General features: G+C 41.0%; 11 protein-coding genes, 1 tRNA gene and 1 pseudogene. 7 read left to right on the top strand and 6 right to left on the bottom strand.

What is annotated here, in order from left to right; all coding sequences use genetic code 11:
• Positions 1-52 precede the first annotated feature (52 nt).
• The gene (locus DLE54_RS09030; protein ID WP_011961133.1) at positions 53-826 is read left to right on the top strand and encodes a ferredoxin--NADP reductase; all 774 of its coding nucleotides are present in this window, start codon (positions 53-55) and stop codon (positions 824-826) included.
• A 120-nt stretch (positions 827-946) separates the two neighbouring features.
• Positions 947-1,033, top strand: a tRNA-Leu gene (locus DLE54_RS09035).
• Positions 1,034-1,464: 431 nt separating this feature from the next.
• Here DLE54_RS09035 and DLE54_RS09040 read toward each other — a convergent pair.
• A pseudogene (locus DLE54_RS09040) lies at positions 1,465-2,420 on the bottom strand (IS3 family transposase); the annotation flags it as partial.
• A gap of 28 nt (positions 2,421-2,448) precedes the next feature.
• A complete protein-coding gene (locus tag DLE54_RS12260; protein WP_413775361.1) occupies positions 2,449-2,601 on the bottom strand; it encodes a transposase in 153 nt (50 codons plus the stop codon).
• Between the two features lie 319 nt (positions 2,602-2,920).
• Here DLE54_RS12260 and DLE54_RS09045 point away from each other — a divergent pair, with 319 nt between their 5' ends.
• The 3 genes from DLE54_RS09045 to DLE54_RS09055 all read left to right on the top strand — a co-directional run bounded on the left by DLE54_RS09045 (position 2,921) and on the right by DLE54_RS09055 (position 9,197).
• Positions 2,921-3,721 (top strand): hypothetical protein, encoded by an 801-nt coding sequence (locus DLE54_RS09045; protein WP_110817374.1) that lies wholly within the window; start codon positions 2,921-2,923, stop codon positions 3,719-3,721.
• Between the two features lie 948 nt (positions 3,722-4,669).
• A complete protein-coding gene (locus DLE54_RS09050; protein WP_110816929.1) occupies positions 4,670-6,610 on the top strand; it encodes an MrcB family domain-containing protein in 1,941 nt (646 codons plus the stop codon).
• 31 nt (positions 6,611-6,641) lie between these two features.
• A complete protein-coding gene (locus DLE54_RS09055) occupies positions 6,642-9,197 on the top strand; it encodes a DUF2357 domain-containing protein (protein ID WP_110816930.1) in 2,556 nt (851 codons plus the stop codon).
• 112 nt (positions 9,198-9,309) lie between these two features.
• Here the strand turns inward: DLE54_RS09055 and DLE54_RS09060 are convergent, their stop codons facing one another.
• The 4 genes from DLE54_RS09060 to DLE54_RS09075 form a co-directional block, all read right to left on the bottom strand.
• Positions 9,310-10,302 (bottom strand): fimbrial protein, encoded by a 993-nt coding sequence (locus DLE54_RS09060; RefSeq protein ID WP_110816931.1) that lies wholly within the window; start codon positions 10,300-10,302, stop codon positions 9,310-9,312.
• Positions 10,292-12,859: a fimbria/pilus outer membrane usher protein gene (locus DLE54_RS09065; RefSeq protein WP_110816932.1), complete on the bottom strand. Its 2,568-nt coding sequence runs from the start codon at positions 12,857-12,859 to the stop codon at positions 10,292-10,294. The genes DLE54_RS09060 and DLE54_RS09065 overlap by 11 nt, the downstream gene beginning before the upstream one ends.
• Before the next feature lie 74 nt (positions 12,860-12,933).
• Entirely contained in the window at positions 12,934-13,665 is a 732-nt protein-coding gene (locus DLE54_RS09070; protein WP_110816933.1) for a molecular chaperone, read from the bottom strand.
• Positions 13,666-13,760: 95 nt separating this feature from the next.
• Positions 13,761-14,300 carry a fimbrial protein gene (locus tag DLE54_RS09075; RefSeq protein ID WP_110816934.1) on the bottom strand — a complete coding sequence of 180 codons (540 nt, stop codon included), beginning with the start codon at positions 14,298-14,300 and terminating at the stop codon, positions 13,761-13,763.
• Positions 14,301-14,917: 617 nt separating this feature from the next.
• On the opposite strand from DLE54_RS09075, the gene dinB reads away from it, so the two are divergent.
• Both dinB and queA read left to right on the top strand, forming a co-directional pair.
• The gene (gene dinB, locus DLE54_RS09080) at positions 14,918-16,030 is read left to right on the top strand and encodes a DNA polymerase IV (RefSeq protein WP_110816935.1); all 1,113 of its coding nucleotides are present in this window, start codon (positions 14,918-14,920) and stop codon (positions 16,028-16,030) included.
• 166 nt (positions 16,031-16,196) lie between these two features.
• Entirely contained in the window at positions 16,197-17,378 is a 1,182-nt protein-coding gene (gene queA / locus DLE54_RS09085; RefSeq protein WP_110816936.1) for a tRNA preQ1(34) S-adenosylmethionine ribosyltransferase-isomerase QueA, read from the top strand.
• Positions 17,379-17,518 lie beyond the last annotated feature (140 nt).

A 17,518-nucleotide genomic window follows, 5' to 3' on the forward strand; every position in this document is an offset into this window, starting at 1 on the left:
ATTAGAGCTCACTTTTAAACTCTTCTCGCCATCATTATTTATTGAGGCCTTTATGTCAAAATTTCATACCGAAACAGTGACTTACGTACACCACTGGAATGACTCATTATTTACTATCAAAACCACTCGTGATGCCGGCTTACGCTTTCGTAACGGTGAATTTGCTATGATTGGTATCATGGTAGATGGTAAGCCGCTGATGCGTGCTTATTCTATCGCCAGCCCAAATTACGAAGAGCATTTGGAGTTCTTTTCAATTAAGGTACAAGACGGCCCATTAACTTCGCGCTTACAGCATATTAAAGTGGGCGATGAGCTTATTATCAGTAAAAAACCTACCGGCACGTTGGTAGTCGACGATTTATTGCCCGGCAAAAATCTGTATATGCTCTCTACCGGTACCGGTCTTGCACCCTTCTTATCTTTGTCTCGTGACCCTGAGGTCTATGAGAAGTTTGATAAAATTATTCTTTGCCATGGCGTGCGTAAAGTTGAAGACTTAGCTTATCGCGAGATGTTCGAAGAGACCTTACCTAATGATGAGTTATTTGGTGAATGGTATCGTGAAAAATTCATCTACTATCCGACGGTTACTCGTGAGGACTTCCGCAACACTGGCCGTATCACTGATTTGATGCGCTCAGGCAAGTTGTATGAAGACATCGGTTTACCACCTATCAATAAAGAAGATGACCGCGTTATGATCTGTGGTAGTATGCCTTTTAACGCTGATATTTCTGAGATTTTGGATGCTGCAGGCTTAACGGTTTCTCCACGTATGGGCGTGCCTGCTGATTATGTGGTTGAACGTGCTTTCGTAGGTTAATAGCCCTTGGCGTAAAAATAGCATTAAAACTTCTTGACCCTATTTCAGAAGTTGCTATAATACGCATCCTAGCTTATCTACCCACTTATTGAATTCAATAAGAGCAAGCTAACCCTACATGCCGGTGTGGTGGAATTGGTAGACACGACGGATTCAAAATCCGTTGCCTTTAAAAGCGTGTCGGTTCGAGTCCGACCACCGGTACCATATACGAAACCCTCGCAGAGTCTGTGAGGGTTTTTTATTGCCTGTAATTCCTACTATTATCCCTAGATATAGCAACCCCTACTCTAGCCAACCAAAAAGCTTAAAGTGATTGATATATCACAGTATTATTTGAGCAAGGTTAGTGCTGTCATTAAGTATAATTTAGTAACGTATTGAATCTTTTTAATATTATTAAATACTGTCTAGTTAATATATTCTATAAACCGCTAATTTTTTATTTATCATCTCCTTCTTGTCCCTTCAAACTACTGATTAAACTCAGTGACTTTCAAGAATGTCATGAGCTGCATGATAAGAGCGTTTGCCTATGTTCAATGAGAAATGTTTAATGAGAAATTTTTCGAGCAAATACTCTCATAAATATTGGTGTGTAAATACCCCATTCTTAACACAACATCATCGTAGAATAATTAAGCCACCTGCCTGTACTGGGCAGGTGTCATATCATTAAGTGAATCATGGGGTCTTTCGGTGTTATAAACCGTGATCCATTCCTCAGTCAGTTGACTGAATTCATTTAAATCATTGAATAAATAACAATCCAAGACCTCATTGCGATAACTACGATTAAACCGTTCAATATAAGCATTCTGATAAGGACAGCCAGGCTCGATATAGTCAATATAAATACCATGAGCTGATGCCCAATCAGTGAATATGCTGGATGTAAACTCACTGCCGTTATCCACACGAATTTGCTTAGGATAGCCATGCCACTCGGCTAGCTGGTCAAGGTAGCGAATTACTCGGAGTGAGGGAATGCTGGTACCAATATCAATGCCTAATACTTCACGGTTGTAATCATCAATCACATTAAAGGTTCGAAAGCGAATATTGTTGTGCAGCTTATCGCTCATAAAGTCCATAGATCAAGTATGACCCAATGCGTTTGGCACACTTAGCGGCTGGGGGTTACGTGTTGGTAGCCGTCTTTTAGACTTACGGCGTAGGTTTAAGTTTAACGCTGTATAAACACGGTGTACTCGCTTATGATTCCATGAATAGCCAAGCTTGCGTATGCGTTTAAAGCACTTTGGGAAACCCCAACGATGGTACTTGTCAGTAAGCTTGTTTAAGACATCAATAATCTCACTATCATCAGATAGCTTAGGCTTATAGTAGTAAGCGGTTCGACTCATACAGACCACCTGACAGCTCAATGCAATACTAACACCATACTGCGCCTGTAACTCTTGTGCCCAGACTTTGCGCTCAAGGGCAAGCGCTATAGCTTTTTTATGATCTCTTCGGGCATTTGCGCTTTGAGGCTTAAATCAGCATACATCTGTTTTAGCCTACGGTTTTCTTCTTCAAGCTCTTTTAATCGCTTAACATCAGAGGCTTCCATGCCTCCATACTTGGATCTAACTTCGCTGTCGCTCCGTCTTGCGTCACTAAAACAGTCTCCCAGACTGTTTCTTGACGTTCCTCATTATAAAAGTCGAGCTAGCAATACCGTATTTACGACACAGCTCTTTAGCAGGTACCCCAGCATCTGCTTCTTTTAATATCGATACGATTTGGGTCTCAGTCATTCGTTTGCTCATATTAAAACTCCTTATGGGTATTTTATAAGAAATTCTACGTTTGAGCTGTGTTATTTTAGGGGATATTTACAGCTTAGGACTCTCTATCGTCAAATCAATCTGTGAGCAGGCAGGTATCGATGTATTAATGAATGACTCTACCGCTAGCCTTTCAAGTCAAAGCAATAATAAAGGACTCTGTATTACCTTAGTTTTCTAAGTTAATAAAAGCTTTTGATAAAGGCAGGTAATCTTGACGCTTTCTTAACACCTCTATCGATAACCTATTAATGTCTACAATATGATATTAAATTTGATTATTAACAGAGCGAATCCACCCATGAATACACCTTTAAAGTCTTCAAGCCCAATTACCGCTTCAGATCACGATCCGATAAAGAACGCTTTGTCAAAAGTACCAGAAGTTACTTTACTGTTTTGGATAATAAAGATTGCAGCAACGACATTGGGCGAGACTGCAGGTGACGCTTTATCAATGTCATTAAATCTAGGGTACATTGTCAGTACTGGTATTTTCGCTATAATTTTTGCAATAGCAGTCGCTACCCAGATAAAAGCTAACTCGTTCAACAAATGGTTGTATTGGGCGACGATTATCGCAACCACCACTTTAGGAACAACAATAGCAGACTATGTGACCAGATCGTTAGGGATTGGCTACGCTGGCGGCTCAGTGTTACTAATAGCCTTACTCGGCTTGTGTTTGATCACTTGGCAAAAAACGATGGGTAGTATCGCCGTCGATAGTATCAGCAAACCTAAAGCTGAGGTGTTTTACTGGACGACTATTATGTTCTCGCAAACACTCGGCACCGCCCTTGGTGACTGGGTAGCCGATAGCAAAGGTATGGGCTACACCACCAGCGCGATTATCTTTGGGTCTTTGTTAGCACTCATTGCTCTAGCTCATTTTTATACTAAGATATCTAAAACGTTATTATTTTGGAGTGCTTTCGTACTAACTCGTCCATTAGGTGCGGTGTTAGGCGACTTTTTAGATAAGCCTATTGATCATGGTGGTCTTGCACTAAGCCGTTTTGGTGCATCAGCTGCGCTATTGATATTCATAATTGTCTGTCTATTAGTGTTCAAGCAAAGGGCTAGTGCCAAAGCACATTGATGATAATGCATCTAGTAAGATTTATCTTAGGGTTCAAATGATAATTTGTTAGATGCTAATAGCCTTATTAACGAGGGATTACGATTATTAGTCTGATGAATAAATATCGATAATAATTAAATATTGGCAGTAGTAAAAAGGGGTGCTAACGCTATATATCATAGTACGTTAGCACCCTTTTTATATTTAGCATTTTGCTTAGGTGATGTGCTTAATATTGGGGTTTGAATGACAGATTATGGCTTAACTAAAATAAGCCCCTTTGATAGGGGCTTGTTAGGTCTAGCCATACTAAATCGCTATTACCTTCATATACGGTCTTAGGTAATCTATAATATACGACCTACCCCTTTTGGCTCCATATTCGATAATAGAGCATTACAAACTATCATCCTTTCGATCCTTTATACTATATAGCTATCTTTTAATAGTTGATTTAATAAAAGCAGGTAATAATGACAGATAAAATTGAGCAGCTTCATTTAGCAGAAACTACACTCCAATCACTAGCTGAACTTCACTGCGCTTATGGGCGGAGTGTTAGCACTAGAAAGCAGATTGATTACATACTCAATAGCACCTACTCCTAAATTAGATAATCATAAAGCGTATCTTCTACAGGCTTATCAAGCAAAAATCTAAAATGGACAACTGGCTGCCCTTTGTCGTTTTATACATCGGCTACCTCTAGTCTAGCCAATACGTATATATTACCTCTTGCAGATCACCACTCAAATGGGCTCTAGTGGTTATGACTTAATAAACAGCAGCTAATTGATTAAAGCATATTTGACGTGTTTGAGTGCGCTAGCTACTGGAGGTGATGATTTGTAGGCATTGATGTACACTAGGATGTATATTTAATGGCCCGTTTTATATCCCAGCTTAAAAGTGTGGGTAAAATTATTTTCTCGCCTCGTTAAACTTATATTTTGGATGAAGTACACAATGACGCAAAATACGCTTGCCCAACAGCTTACTTATTTTACTTCTAACTGGGTGCAAGCAACTCAAGAACCATTTTCTGGTCACAATTTAGCTCAGTTTTTTAGAAATGAAGTACAAAATAGTGTTGCTTCACTTGTACATATGTTCAACCCATCTTACTTAGTGAAAGCAAGTGTCGGTGCAGGAAACTGGGCTAATATTCCTTGGATATCAATCTTAAACCCTAATCTGACAGATAGCACCCAGGACGGCATTTATCCTGTTTATCTTTTCCGTGCAGATGGATCTGGATTTTACCTATCACTAAATCAAGGTACGACAGTACCAACCCAGACCTTAGGTAAAACTAAAGCCGAACATCGTGCCAACTATATCCAACAATATGTCTTAGCTCACTTACCTCAGTTAAGTAATTGGGGCCAACAAACCATAGATTTACGTGCTACAACCTCTCTAGGTAAATCATATGAAAGCTATAATATTATTGCTAAGTACTACGATGCTCATACTGAACTTAGTGAGGATAAGCTAAAAAATGATTTGTCAGAGCTACTCGGCTTTTATCAAGAAATAGAGACTATCTATCAGTATATAGAAAGCCTTGATTTTGACTCTTCAGAGCAGCCTGCTATAAAAGAAACACCTAAGAATTATAAAAATATAAGTTTTAATAATCTAACCCAACTATCCAAACCATTTCTACTCCTAGCTGGCATATCTGGCACAGGAAAAACAAGATTTGTTCGCGAGCAAGCTAAGGTGACGGGCAGCTTAAGTGAGACCTATTGCCTAACTTCAGTACGGCCAGATTGGCATGAGCCGAGTGATTTATTGGGTTATATCTCACGCTTAAGTGGTCATGCTCAGTACGTAACTACCGATGTTTTGAAGTTTATCGCTAAAGCATGGCACGCCATTATTGACGCTGACCTTGATATCGTTGTGGATCAGGATAATAGACTTAGTGTGCTAGGTAATAAAGAAGAATTAGAGCAAATACGCCCCTACTGGCTATGTTTAGACGAGATGAATCTAGCCCCTGTAGAACAGTATTTTGCTGATTATTTATCTATTTTAGAGACCCGTGAATGGCAGTGGACAGACGATGAGTTTCAATACCGTTGTGATGCTATTCTAAAACCCACAGTGTTTAACCAAGTCGCCAACATTGCCGAGCTACGCCAAGAATTAGGCTTTGAGGACGGTATTTATGATGAAGTCTGGGCGTTATTCTGTCAGCATGGTATGAGCCTGCCCTTTAACCTTATTGTGGCAGGCACCGTTAACATGGATGAGACCACTCATGGCTTTTCACGCAAGGTTATTGACCGCGCATTAAGCTTTGATTTTGGTGACTTCTTCCCTAATGATTTTGATCATTTTTTTAATCCAGTCGTACAACACAAAACACTAAGCTATCCCATTTATTCTCACGCTAGCCCCAGTGACCTACCTACCATAGATAGTACAGGTCAAAAAAGTATCGCCTTTTTAAAAGCAGTAAACCATGTTCTAGATAACACGCCTTTTAAACTGGCATTTAGAGCGTTGAATGAATTACTACTATCAGTAATTAGCACCAACCCTACTAGCGATGTTGAATTACAAGCCGTCTGGGATGATTTCTTAATGTGTAAAGTATTGCCTCGTATTGATGGTGATCACGATAAACTTATGCTGATCCAGCAGTCTAACGACTCAAACCAATTGAGTGCAGATGGCATTTTATCAGATACCTTACTGACTGAACTTTCAACAGTTCTAAAAAGATCATTGAGCGAAATATGGGATGAACCTGAAGCTCGCCCAGACTTATATCGACAAGCAGTTAACGATAATCAAAATGATACCCGAATTGGTATCGCCTGTCGTAGTAAAGCTAAACTCGAATGGATGCAGCAACGATTACAACGCTCAGGCTTTACTAACTTCTGGCCTTAAGTCATTCAACTAGGCTGATGGAGCGCAGATTATGCCAGAGTTATTACGTATTCAGACACCACATTTTGAATTATCAATTTGGTGTAAAGATATCAGTAAACGCAAAGCGACTTACGATGATACAATGCGTAAGCGCCAAGCGCTCAGCACTGAGCAAACTCACAGGCCTACGCTCCGTGTCTCACCACCCATATTAGATATTGATGTGAGCTTTATGGGTGTGCCATTAGATGCAGACAAGGATATTCTGCAGTCAGCTGCCGAAACTAAAATACGGCTAAATGAGCCTGTATTCTTTGAAAACATTCAATATCAATTTGAATGGCTATTTTTTACAGACACCTCTCCTATATCCGTCAATAATGCGTATTTAACTCATCGCAGCCATCTGATTAATGAAAGCTTTCGTTTCGCTGAAGCACATCGCTCACTCCCCGCACGCTTGACTGGTAGCATCAACACTGCCAATCACTTGGGCTGGATGCGCCTACCGTTGGAATATATTACCGAGTATCAAACATATCACAGCAAGATTGCTTTTGAGGTATTACCAACCAAAATGAGCTTGCATGACGACTTGCCAGCGATGTATCACACTATTGACCGTACTTTTCCACTCTGGCGCTTTAGTTTAGTTGCTCCAACTGAGCAAGAAGCAGGAAAAGGACAACAACGCAATTATTTCCCCCTATTGTGGCTTGCCAACTTTACTCAAATGCGTGATCAGCTCGAGTATGGTTTAAAAGTTATTAGCCAAGCACCGCACAGTCGATTACAGCCTCACCTTTCATATAACAAAGCCGCTCGTCTAAAAGGAAAAATACCACACCGCTTATGCACTAAGATTAAAGAAGACTTTAATAATGGCCGCCATGATAAAAGCTATCCTGTGGTCAAACAGCAACTTAGTGTGGATACGCCTGAAAACCGATTTATTAAGATGGTGGTCAACAGTACTATAAAAAGACTATCTGGCTTTGAGCAGAAATTAAGAGCAGCTAATGCTGCCCCTGATAATCAACGCTTGTCTGATGCTTTTTTGACAGAGCTGCATAGCTGGCAACAGCCGCTACAAAAAACGCTTAAACATCGTTTCATGCAAGAAGTTGGTCGCTATCAAGGACTAAGCCATGAGTCTTTAGTATTACAACAAAAATCAGGCTATAGCTTGGTATACCGCATATGGCAGGATCTAAAATTTTATCTAGATGTGTTTGACAATCAAACCAGTATCTCTATGAAGTCTGTTGCTGAAATCTACGAAATCTGGTGCTTTTTGATGTTAAGGAACATCTTAACTGATGAATTAGATTTTCAGGAAGTAAGCCTAACAAAGCCTAACCTGACCCTAAATAGCTTTTTCGAGTATCAATTAAAAGATGGGTTTGCAGGAGCGATTACGTTCAAACGTAATGATGGTGTTACTGCGCGGTTGGCCCACGAGCCAAACTTTGGAAAAAAGGGAACGAAGATTCGTTCTTATTTGACTACTCAGCGACCAGATATCGTACTACAGGTGACTCTACCAATATCAGAGAACCCTGAAAAGCGAACTAAGGCGACACAAAGCTTCATCTGGATATTTGATGCCAAGTATCGTATTAAGACCCCTCAAAATAGCTTCGATATTGAGCCTGATGTAGAACATAAAGACTATGTACCCGATGATGCCATTAATCAAATGCACCGTTATCGAGATGCCCTTATTCGAATCATCACAGATGATAGAAACTCAAATGAGCAAATTAACAATATACGAAAAAGTCGTCCGGTAGTTGGTGCGTTTGCACTCTACCCTGGCTATTTTGACCAAGCTAACATGAAAAACCCTTATCAGAACGAAATCGATGAGGTGGGCATTGGCGCTTTTGCCCTACTACCAAATGTAACTTCTTCTAATGATAATACTAAAGCTGGTGAATTGACCACTTCCCATCAGGGTCATCACTGGCTATCTGAATTTTTAATCCAACAGATTGGCAGATCTGATGAAGGCTTACCTACACAACTGTCATTATCAGATGAGGTTGACTATACCAGTCGTGTCAATCATATTGCCGAGCGGCTATATGTTCAAGAACCTGCCCGAATTCCTTATAGTGGCATGAGTCAAATTCTCTATCCCGATTTAACCCTAACCGTTGCTTTAGGAAATAAAGAGGGACGAACTGAAAGCTATTTTCAGAAATTCGAGCAGGGCCTTGCTCGTTGGTACCATATTCCTGAAAGCACTTTTTTACGTAAATATCAGCGCCATGTCATTAATGAATTAAGTTATTTAGCGTTAGCTACCGATTCAGGCCGTGATGATAATAAAGAGATCAATAAGCTATGGCCGATCAAAAATGTTCGACTGCTTCCTAGAAATGAGATAACCATTGAACAAGCAGGCTCCTCTAGTAGAAGCACTAAGCTATATTACTTATTTGAGCTTTGTCAACCGCTTACATTAACTAATCCCATAAAAGGTATTTCCCAAGTATCATTCATGGCTTCAATGAGCCTCACGACACTAGCAAGTCTTGAGCAGATTAGTCACTTTAGCCAGCTAAAACAGGTATACCAAAAAGCATTGGCTAAATCGTAGATACTATTTTCTACGCTAGGTTTGGCACAAAGGAGCCAAAATAAAAAAAAGCTGAACCCTAAAGCTCAGCCCTCTTCTATTAACAATTTTCTTTTAATTCATTTAGTGATTGCTAGTCATACTCAATAGTCACAGTGGCCATAGACTTCACTTCACCTGCAGTAACTGTCGCTTCTGTTTGATAGTATCTGGCTTCTAAGGGCACATTATAGGTAACTTGCTGTTCTGAACCTAAGCTTCCAAGTATAACTGTTCCTTGGTCCACAATAGGCTTATTATTCGATAGTAGCTGAGTACCTACTCCTTTTGCTTTTACATTATCTGGTGACAAGTTTTTCAATACATTGTTTGTACCGGTAGCAACATCGTAATCAAAGCTTAGACTAATCGTATCTGAAGCATTTTTTCCACCAACACACTTAATATTCATATCAAAAGGTTGAGTTCCTTGAGTTGAACCTACCCCTTTAAAACCTGACTTATTAATGGTTGGCAACTGTACCACTCTATCCTTATTGCCTACAATCTCACAGGAGGAAGATGTAATAGTAATGGTCTCCCCTATTACCGAGCTTGTTAATAAAGGTATGGTAGCATCAGTGTCTAAGTAGTAAGTACTATATAGACCTTGTGCCAAACTACCTGTTCCAGTTGTCATCGCTGTTTTTACAATTTCAATGACAAACTCACCTGCCCCAATATAATAATTATTATTAGCGTCTAATTGTCTTGTATAAGGATAGTAGCCTGAAAAAGTAGAGTTACCTTTAACTGTTCTATACAAGCGAATCCCAATACCTGGGATATTGGTTCTATAAATATTGGGCTGCATCGCTAACTGTGGGTTACCAACCAGTTCTGCTATCAACTTTCCAGGACTGTTTCCATCACAAGACACCGTTGACGATCTATTATCAGGGATAGGGATTTGTTTTTTATATAGCACTGTACCCACAGTATCACTTGGCCTAATAACAACTTTACCAATGCTCATATTTATTTTTACTGTTTCAAATGGCTTACTTAAACTACACTTCGCATAAGCCTCGGAGCCAAACCCTAACCCCATGAGCAGCAACATAGCTTGTAGATATTTATAGCTCATGGCACAATCCCTCAAGCATCATCATATTTTTATTACTATCATTCGATTCTTTTCTAATATCATACTCAATCTGACATTGCTCTGATGAATCCGCACCCCATTTTACCGTAATTGTATCGAATAAGTTATGGGTTCGAATATAAGCCAAACTGCCCTGTGCAATCATTCCAACATGCTCGCCCTTAGAATCATAGACGTCTGCCCCAAAAGGTAAGGGTTCACCTTTTGAGTTTACTCCATGGATATAAATAGCCTTGCCAGCCGTAGTCGAGAAGCTTACTTTAGAAATGGATCCGGCATAAGGAGCGATACGCTGACTGGTACTATCAAGCTCTGCATCCAAAGACATCCCCTTTGGATCAAGGCTAATATCATTAATACGATAAGGGGTTACATAAGGAATAACTGCATAACCTGACTTATTGATAGTTAGACCAGCGGTATTATTCACTTTAGCGCCCTGTGCATCAGGGGCATAAACCAAAACCATAGTCTGACCCTGCTCAGCACCAAACACAATACCCTCTGAGTGTGCCACTACATTACCACGTGCTGATAGTCCAACCTGCTGATAATCCTCTGAGACACTATATGTTCCCCCTAAGGTTGCAGCATTGGTTTTATACTCAGCATTAGTGCTTAGGCTTGGGTTCTCGCCATACTCTGTAGCTAAGGTTGTTCCATAATTGAAACGATCACCAACAGCTCCCGTTACACCCACTGTGGCTCTATCTGTGGTGGTATAAGAGTTTAAGTTAGCAGGATTTTTTCCTGTGAATAGCGGTAAGGATAAGGTCAGCATATACTCAGTGTCGTCTTCTCGCCTACCGGTTGTTTGACTTTCTACAACTCTTTTATTTGCAGACAAACCATAATTAACCCCACGATAGCTATTGTTATAGCCTACCTGATAACTCTTGGTATCTTGCTGATCATGCCAGTAGTCTGTCCAAGAACCGGTTAAATAAAAGTTGCCCCACTGATTGGGTAGACCTTGGTTTAAAGTAACCTGAAACTCACTACGCTGTTTACCAATATAAGCAGAGCCAATACCTTGTTCGTCTTGCTCTTGTGCCATAAGACCATCACGTAGCTTATAAAAGCCTTCAGTAGAATATCGATAGGCTGCCAAGGTTACATTGGTATTAGTAGGACTAATTAGCTTACTGTAGCTTAGACGATAACTTTGACCCGATTCTGAGTTACGATTTTCAAAATCTGTATCAGAATGGGTGATATCTAATGATACTGCTCCGATCGGTGTGGCCACAGCAGTACCTAATGTAGCCGCTTTATAACTCTCAGAGGCTTGTATACCCCCATATGCTGTCACAAAGTTATTCACACCGCGTCGATATTGTCCTTGAAAAACAACAGGGTCCTTATCCATATTACTGTCCCGATATTTACCTAGCATCAGGGAATAACGACTTAGGCCAGGACGTAGCATTTCTGCAACTGAAGCATAGGGGATAGAAAACTTCTGTATTTCACCATTGGCTTCAATAACAGAAACTTCAAGTTCACCACCAAACCCGGTAGGATATAAATCATTAATCTCAAAACCACCAGCGGCAACTGTAGTTTGGTAAATCAGCTGACCTTGCTGCCTTACTTCAACCTTGGCATTGGTTTTAGCATTACCACGAATACGTGGAGCATATCCTGCCAAACTATTGGGTAACATTCGATCATCGGTGGCAAATTCAATACCGCGGTAGCCAAATGAGTCAAATATATTGCCATCACTAAAACTATCTCCTAGCGTCAATACCCCTCTGTATTGAGGAAAAGCACGTTGAAGATAGGTGTTTACCGCAGTATAGTCTGATTCTGACTTTTCGTTTTCATAACCGTCAGACCAAGTCCATTGACCATTGTGACGCAGTTGCCAGCTGGCAAGATTAGCTCCAGCATTTAAGGACAAAAAGGCGTTTGTTCTATCTGCACCTTTTTCACTATTGAAAGTCTTATAAGCATTGGCATTATAAGAAGCAAATGCAGCATTGATACCTCTATCCCAAACGCTAGGATCAATATAGCCTCGTGCATTTTGCTGCATAGAAACTTGAGGTATGGAGAGGTCTAAGCGCAATCTTGAACTATCAAACTTATAAAAGGCACCTTCGATCCAGGAGCCTAATACCTCACAATTATCTGATGCCAGCTGCAATTGCTCTTTTATTACTTGAGCTTTAACCCCGTACTCAAGCAGCTGCTTAGCCGTAAAGCAGGTACTGGCAGGGCTGTTATCAGCAGTTGCTTTAAACTCAATCTGACGTTTACCGTACCAAGTGCCATTAATATAAACATCTAAATTGTACTCACCTGGCAAAATTGGATTGCCATTAGCAAACTTTGTTATATCGATTTTTTTAGCATCACCAATAAGAAAACTAGAGTCAAAATCAGCATCCATGCCAATCGAATAGGCTTTCTCTTGTCCCAAATCTTGAGCGTTGATGACACCTGACAAGCTCAGAGTTATCACACCACAAATAAGAGGATAGTCAAAACTACGTGCCATACTTTTAGTTATCATCAGCAGTTTACTCATAGCTCTACCATCTAATTTTGATTAACTCATTTGTTTTTTGAAAGCTTTTAGCCTCTCCTTTTAGCAAATACCCTTTACTCAACTGTACTTTCTACACGACCACCGTAGTCATTGATGGTGGTGAACTTGATGTCTTTGATATTAATGCTAGAGCCATTCACACTAATTTTTTGCTCAGAGAAAGGAGCTAGCATGATGCCATCGGATAAAACAACTACTTGTTCACTATCTTTTTGCTGTTGCACAATAGAAGTTAAAGTAATATAAAAAGGGGTTGGGTTATCCACCGTCAACTGATTGTCTTTAGCTGCCCAACGTAGCGACTTAGGAGCCACCGACCTGTCTGCTTTGATACTATCGGGACGGTAAAAGAACTTAATACGTGAGCGAATCGCCAGTTGTAAGTAGTTTTCTGGTGCTGCTTTATCGTTTTTCGCAGGCTTAGGGGGAATATCTAATACATTCAGCCAAAATAAGGTTTCTCGGTCTTTACTTAAGCTTTCGGTAGTTGGCAGCTTGCTAATACGTAAGGCTTGACCTTCTCCTGCTTCAACACGAGTTATGGGAGGCGTAATAACGAAAGGTGCTTTTGATTTATCAGGCGTTGTATCTGGATTACCTTCATCAATCCAAGCTTGTACTAGTGAGGGTTTATCACCGTCATTACTCAACTGCAGCGTAATCTCACGAGCATCGGAAGGATAAATGGCACGCGTACCATGCAATATGATCTGTGCATTAGCCGCTGTGAAGGGGATTAATAAAACCATGAGACCGGCTTTAAGTAACTGTTTATTGAACCTCATAATATCACTTCCTACGTGAGAACTATAAAAGAAAGCTATGATGATGACATCCTAGCCTTCTTACTTCTAATAAATACAATTCTATAATTTGTTAATTACTGATAATTAACTGTGTATTGAACCGAAGTAGCTACTGTACCTGGCGTTGCTGCACCTGTTGCTAAATACTGAGCATAGTAGTTCAGCGCAGCTGTACCTGTAGTTGCTGTCTCAGTAGCACCTACCACTGCTGCTCTTGTAGTAACTGAAGACTGAGCGGCATTAGCCAGCACTGGGATAACTATTGATTTATCACTTAGCAGTTGAACTTGTACATTCTTAGCAGTACCAGTTGCATTATTTAAGTTGCCAGTAGCCGCATCTACATTACCACCAGTTTCAAAGAATACTGATACATTACCCGCTTTACAGTTTTCTAGATTAATAGTGAACGGAGTACGACCAGCAGTAGTGCCTGCAGTTGCTAAAGAATTCACGCCAACAGTTGGTAGAGTGACCCTGATATCCTTGCTGCCATTAGTTACCTTACAAGTTTGATCTGTTACCAGACCGTTAATGGTTACTGTACCGTCTGCAGCGTGTGCAGCTACAGAACCTAGAACTAATGCTGAAGTAGCTAAAATAATTTTTTTCATGATATTTATTACCTTTAAGGTTTAAAAAATAATTTATGTATTTTTTATAAAAACACATAGGTTTATATGTAAATAGGTTTATATGTAACGGGTCAATATTTAAGATTTTATGGGCTACGGTCTTACACTCTCCTGAAAATTAGGGGCAATCGAGCCACCGCCTATAAGATTCATAACCAATGAACCTTATAGGCGGTTAGCGCTTGTTATTTAATAGATACTATTTTTTGAAGTTTAATGACATATTGCAGGTTTATTTACACCAATTAAATAATTACTAACTTCGGATGTAACTAATTTATCTAAGAGTGATTATTTCTGGTGAAAACTTATTTGGAATTGTCTATGCTGTCTAAAAATGAACCTCTATTACAAATCTAGAGGAATTGCTAATATGAATGTTCTATGGTGGAATGTTCTATGGTGGAATGTTCTATGGTGGACAGAAAAATTATAAATCTTCCTATTAAATAAATCTATAACAATATTGTAAAATTACAAATATTTATTAATAAAGGCTCAAGCCCAGTCAACCTGTCGGTCTCTTCATTATTACCTTATAATAGCTAGTAAGTCTTATATCCAGATTGCTAATCTTTGATAAAAGCTCTGAGACAATGACAACCTCTAATGACATCAAAAGCCTAATCCAAGACACCCAGCCGCAGCGCAAGATCATTCACCTCGACATGGATGCGTTTTATGCCAGTGTTGAGCAGCGTGATAACCCACAGCTGCGCGGAAGGCCGTTGGTGGTTGGCGGTGACCCCAGCGGCCGCGGTGTGGTGGCCGCTGCCAGTTATGAGATTCGCAAATTCGGGGTGCGCTCGGCCATGTCTTGCTATGAAGCTAAGCGGCGCTGCCCTGAGGCCATATTCGTGCGTCCCCGCTTTGAGGTGTATCGTCAGGTCAGCCAACAGATCCGCGACATTATGCTCAGCCTAACCGACTTGGTTGAGCCCTTATCGCTTGATGAAGCGTATCTTGATGTGACCGGCATTAAGGCGCATCACGGCTCGGCGACCTTGATGGCCAATTGGCTGCGAGCACAGATTTATGAGCAGACCCAGCTGCGCGCTTCAGCCGGTGTGTCTTTTAACAAAATGCTCGCCAAGATTGCCTCGGATATTAATAAGCCCAATGGCATTGCGGTCATCACACCCGATCAGGCCGATGCCTTTATTGCCACACTGCCGATTGAGCGGTTTCATGGTATCGGCAAAGCCACCGCCAAGCGCCTGCATGAAATGGGCATATATACCGGCGCTGATTTGCGCGCAGCGCCAGTGGACACTTTAGAGTATGAGTTTGGCAAGCGTGGCCGCTTTTATTCCGAGATTGCTCACGGTAACGATAATCGACCTGTTAAAGCAGAACGCAAACACAAGTCAGTGGGCTCAGAGACCACCTTTCGCGATAACCTACGTGACACAGCCAACTTACTGGTACAAATCTTTGAACAAAATGCCGATGCCTTTGAGCAACTGTCCAAAAAGGGGCGTCTGGGCCACACCATTACCCTTAAGATAAAGTATGCTGACTTCACTCAAATCACCCGCTCACACACTTTGAACACGCCGTTCCCTTCTGCTGAGTCGGCGCATTATTGGTTACAAAAGCTGTTCGCCGATGTCCCGCGCCATCTGCCCATTCGCTTGGTCGGGGTCACCTACTCAAACCTCACAAGCTTAGATGACTTAAACACGCAGCCTGATCTGTTTGGTTTATAACAAAGGCTCTTTAGTCCATAAAATCCCCTGTTAAGCACTCATAGCAACTTAACTGACCCAAAACTCAACTCAAAAAACAGTTATTTCTGTTAAACTACTCCGCATTGCGCACAGCCTTGGCTTGCGGCACACCCCACTTTTATATTGACCCGATTAAAGACAACTTATGACTCAGCCTCTCTCTCAAAACCAACATGACAGCTCAAGCAATATGCCTACTGACAACGCCGAAACAGAAGGCTATCTCAGTGTTGCTGATTACGATTATGACCTGCCTGATGAGTATATCGCCCGTTATCCACTGGCTGAGCGCAGTGCGTCACGCTTGATGTATTTGCCCGCTTCTAATACGGCGCAAACGGACGGTACTTTTGATATTCAGGACAAAAACTTCGCTGACTTGCCTGACCTTTTAGAGGCAGGTGACTTGATTGTGTTTAACGACACCAAGGTGATGAAAGCACGCTTATTTGGGCAAAAAGACACCGGTGGCAAAGTAGAAGTTTTGGTTGAAAGACTGACGGACGATAGCGATTACACCGAAGCAGATGGCGATATTCATGATAATGTCGCACTGTGTCATGTGCGTGCCAGCAAAGCGCCGAAAATGGGGCAGACGCTATTATTAGGCGATGGTAATATCGAATGTGTGATGATTGGCCGTCATGAAAACCTATTTATTTTAAGCTTTAAAAACCCTATCCTGCCAGATTTAGAGCAGTATGGTGAATTGCCAATTCCACCATATTTTGAACGTCATGCCGATGAAACTGACAATGTGCGGTATCAAACCGTATTTCATGACCCGACCAAGCTTGCCAGCGTGGCTGCCCCCACCGCAAGCCTACACTTTGATGATAAAGTACTCAAGCAGCTGGCCGATAAAGGCATTAACACCGCGTACGTCACCTTACATGTGGGCGCTGGCACCTTTGCACCGGTCAAGACCGACAACTTGCTTAATCACACCATGCACAGCGAGTATGCCAATCTGCCACAAGCCACTGCCGATTTGATTAATCAGACGCATCAAAACGGTAATAAAGTAATCGCCATTGGTACCACAGTGACTCGTGTGCTAGAGACCGCTTATCAAAAGACTGCCGACGAGCACGGCCATATCTCCACGTGGTCTGGTGATACTGATATCTTTATCTATCCAGGTTTTAGGTTTGGGGTGATTGATAAACTGCTGACCAATTTTCATCTGCCAAAATCAACGTTACTCATGCTGGTTTCCGCTTTTGCCGGAAAAGCCAATATCGAGCAGGCTTATGAGCATGCGGTTGCTCAAAAATACCGCTTCTTTAGCTATGGTGATGCCATGCTACTTGAGCGTAACCTGTGATAAGCCGTCAGTCATAAAATAAGTCATTAGCATCAATAATAAGCATCAACACCTTAATTTACACAAATAAAAGATTCTGAACGTTACAAATGGCTGGTGATTATTTTTGTATTGACTGGCTTTATCCTCAGACGATTTAA

Source organism: Psychrobacter sp. YP14 (assembly GCF_003209315.1).
In the GTDB taxonomy this organism is placed as follows: Bacteria; Pseudomonadota; Gammaproteobacteria; order Pseudomonadales; family Moraxellaceae; genus Psychrobacter; species Psychrobacter raelei.

Bases quoted from the DNA above. Each gene is read 5' to 3' on its own strand.
- DLE54_RS09030 (WP_011961133.1), top strand. From the start codon at position 53: ATGTCAAAATTTCATACCGAAACAGTGACTTACGTACACCACTGGAAT.
- DLE54_RS12260 (WP_413775361.1), bottom strand. From the start codon at position 2,601: ATGAGCAAACGAATGACTGAGACCCAAATCGTATCGATATTAAAAGAA.
- DLE54_RS09045 (WP_110817374.1), top strand. From the start codon at position 2,921: ATGAATACACCTTTAAAGTCTTCAAGCCCAATTACCGCTTCAGATCAC.
- DLE54_RS09050 (WP_110816929.1), top strand. From the start codon at position 4,670: ATGACGCAAAATACGCTTGCCCAACAGCTTACTTATTTTACTTCTAAC.
- DLE54_RS09055 (WP_110816930.1), top strand. From the start codon at position 6,642: ATGCCAGAGTTATTACGTATTCAGACACCACATTTTGAATTATCAATT.
- DLE54_RS09060 (WP_110816931.1), bottom strand. From the start codon at position 10,302: ATGAGCTATAAATATCTACAAGCTATGTTGCTGCTCATGGGGTTAGGG.
- DLE54_RS09065 (WP_110816932.1), bottom strand. From the start codon at position 12,859: ATGAGTAAACTGCTGATGATAACTAAAAGTATGGCACGTAGTTTTGAC.
- DLE54_RS09070 (WP_110816933.1), bottom strand. From the start codon at position 13,665: ATGAGGTTCAATAAACAGTTACTTAAAGCCGGTCTCATGGTTTTATTA.
- DLE54_RS09075 (WP_110816934.1), bottom strand. From the start codon at position 14,300: ATGAAAAAAATTATTTTAGCTACTTCAGCATTAGTTCTAGGTTCTGTA.
- dinB (WP_110816935.1), top strand. From the start codon at position 14,918: ATGACAACCTCTAATGACATCAAAAGCCTAATCCAAGACACCCAGCCG.
- queA (WP_110816936.1), top strand. From the start codon at position 16,197: ATGACTCAGCCTCTCTCTCAAAACCAACATGACAGCTCAAGCAATATG.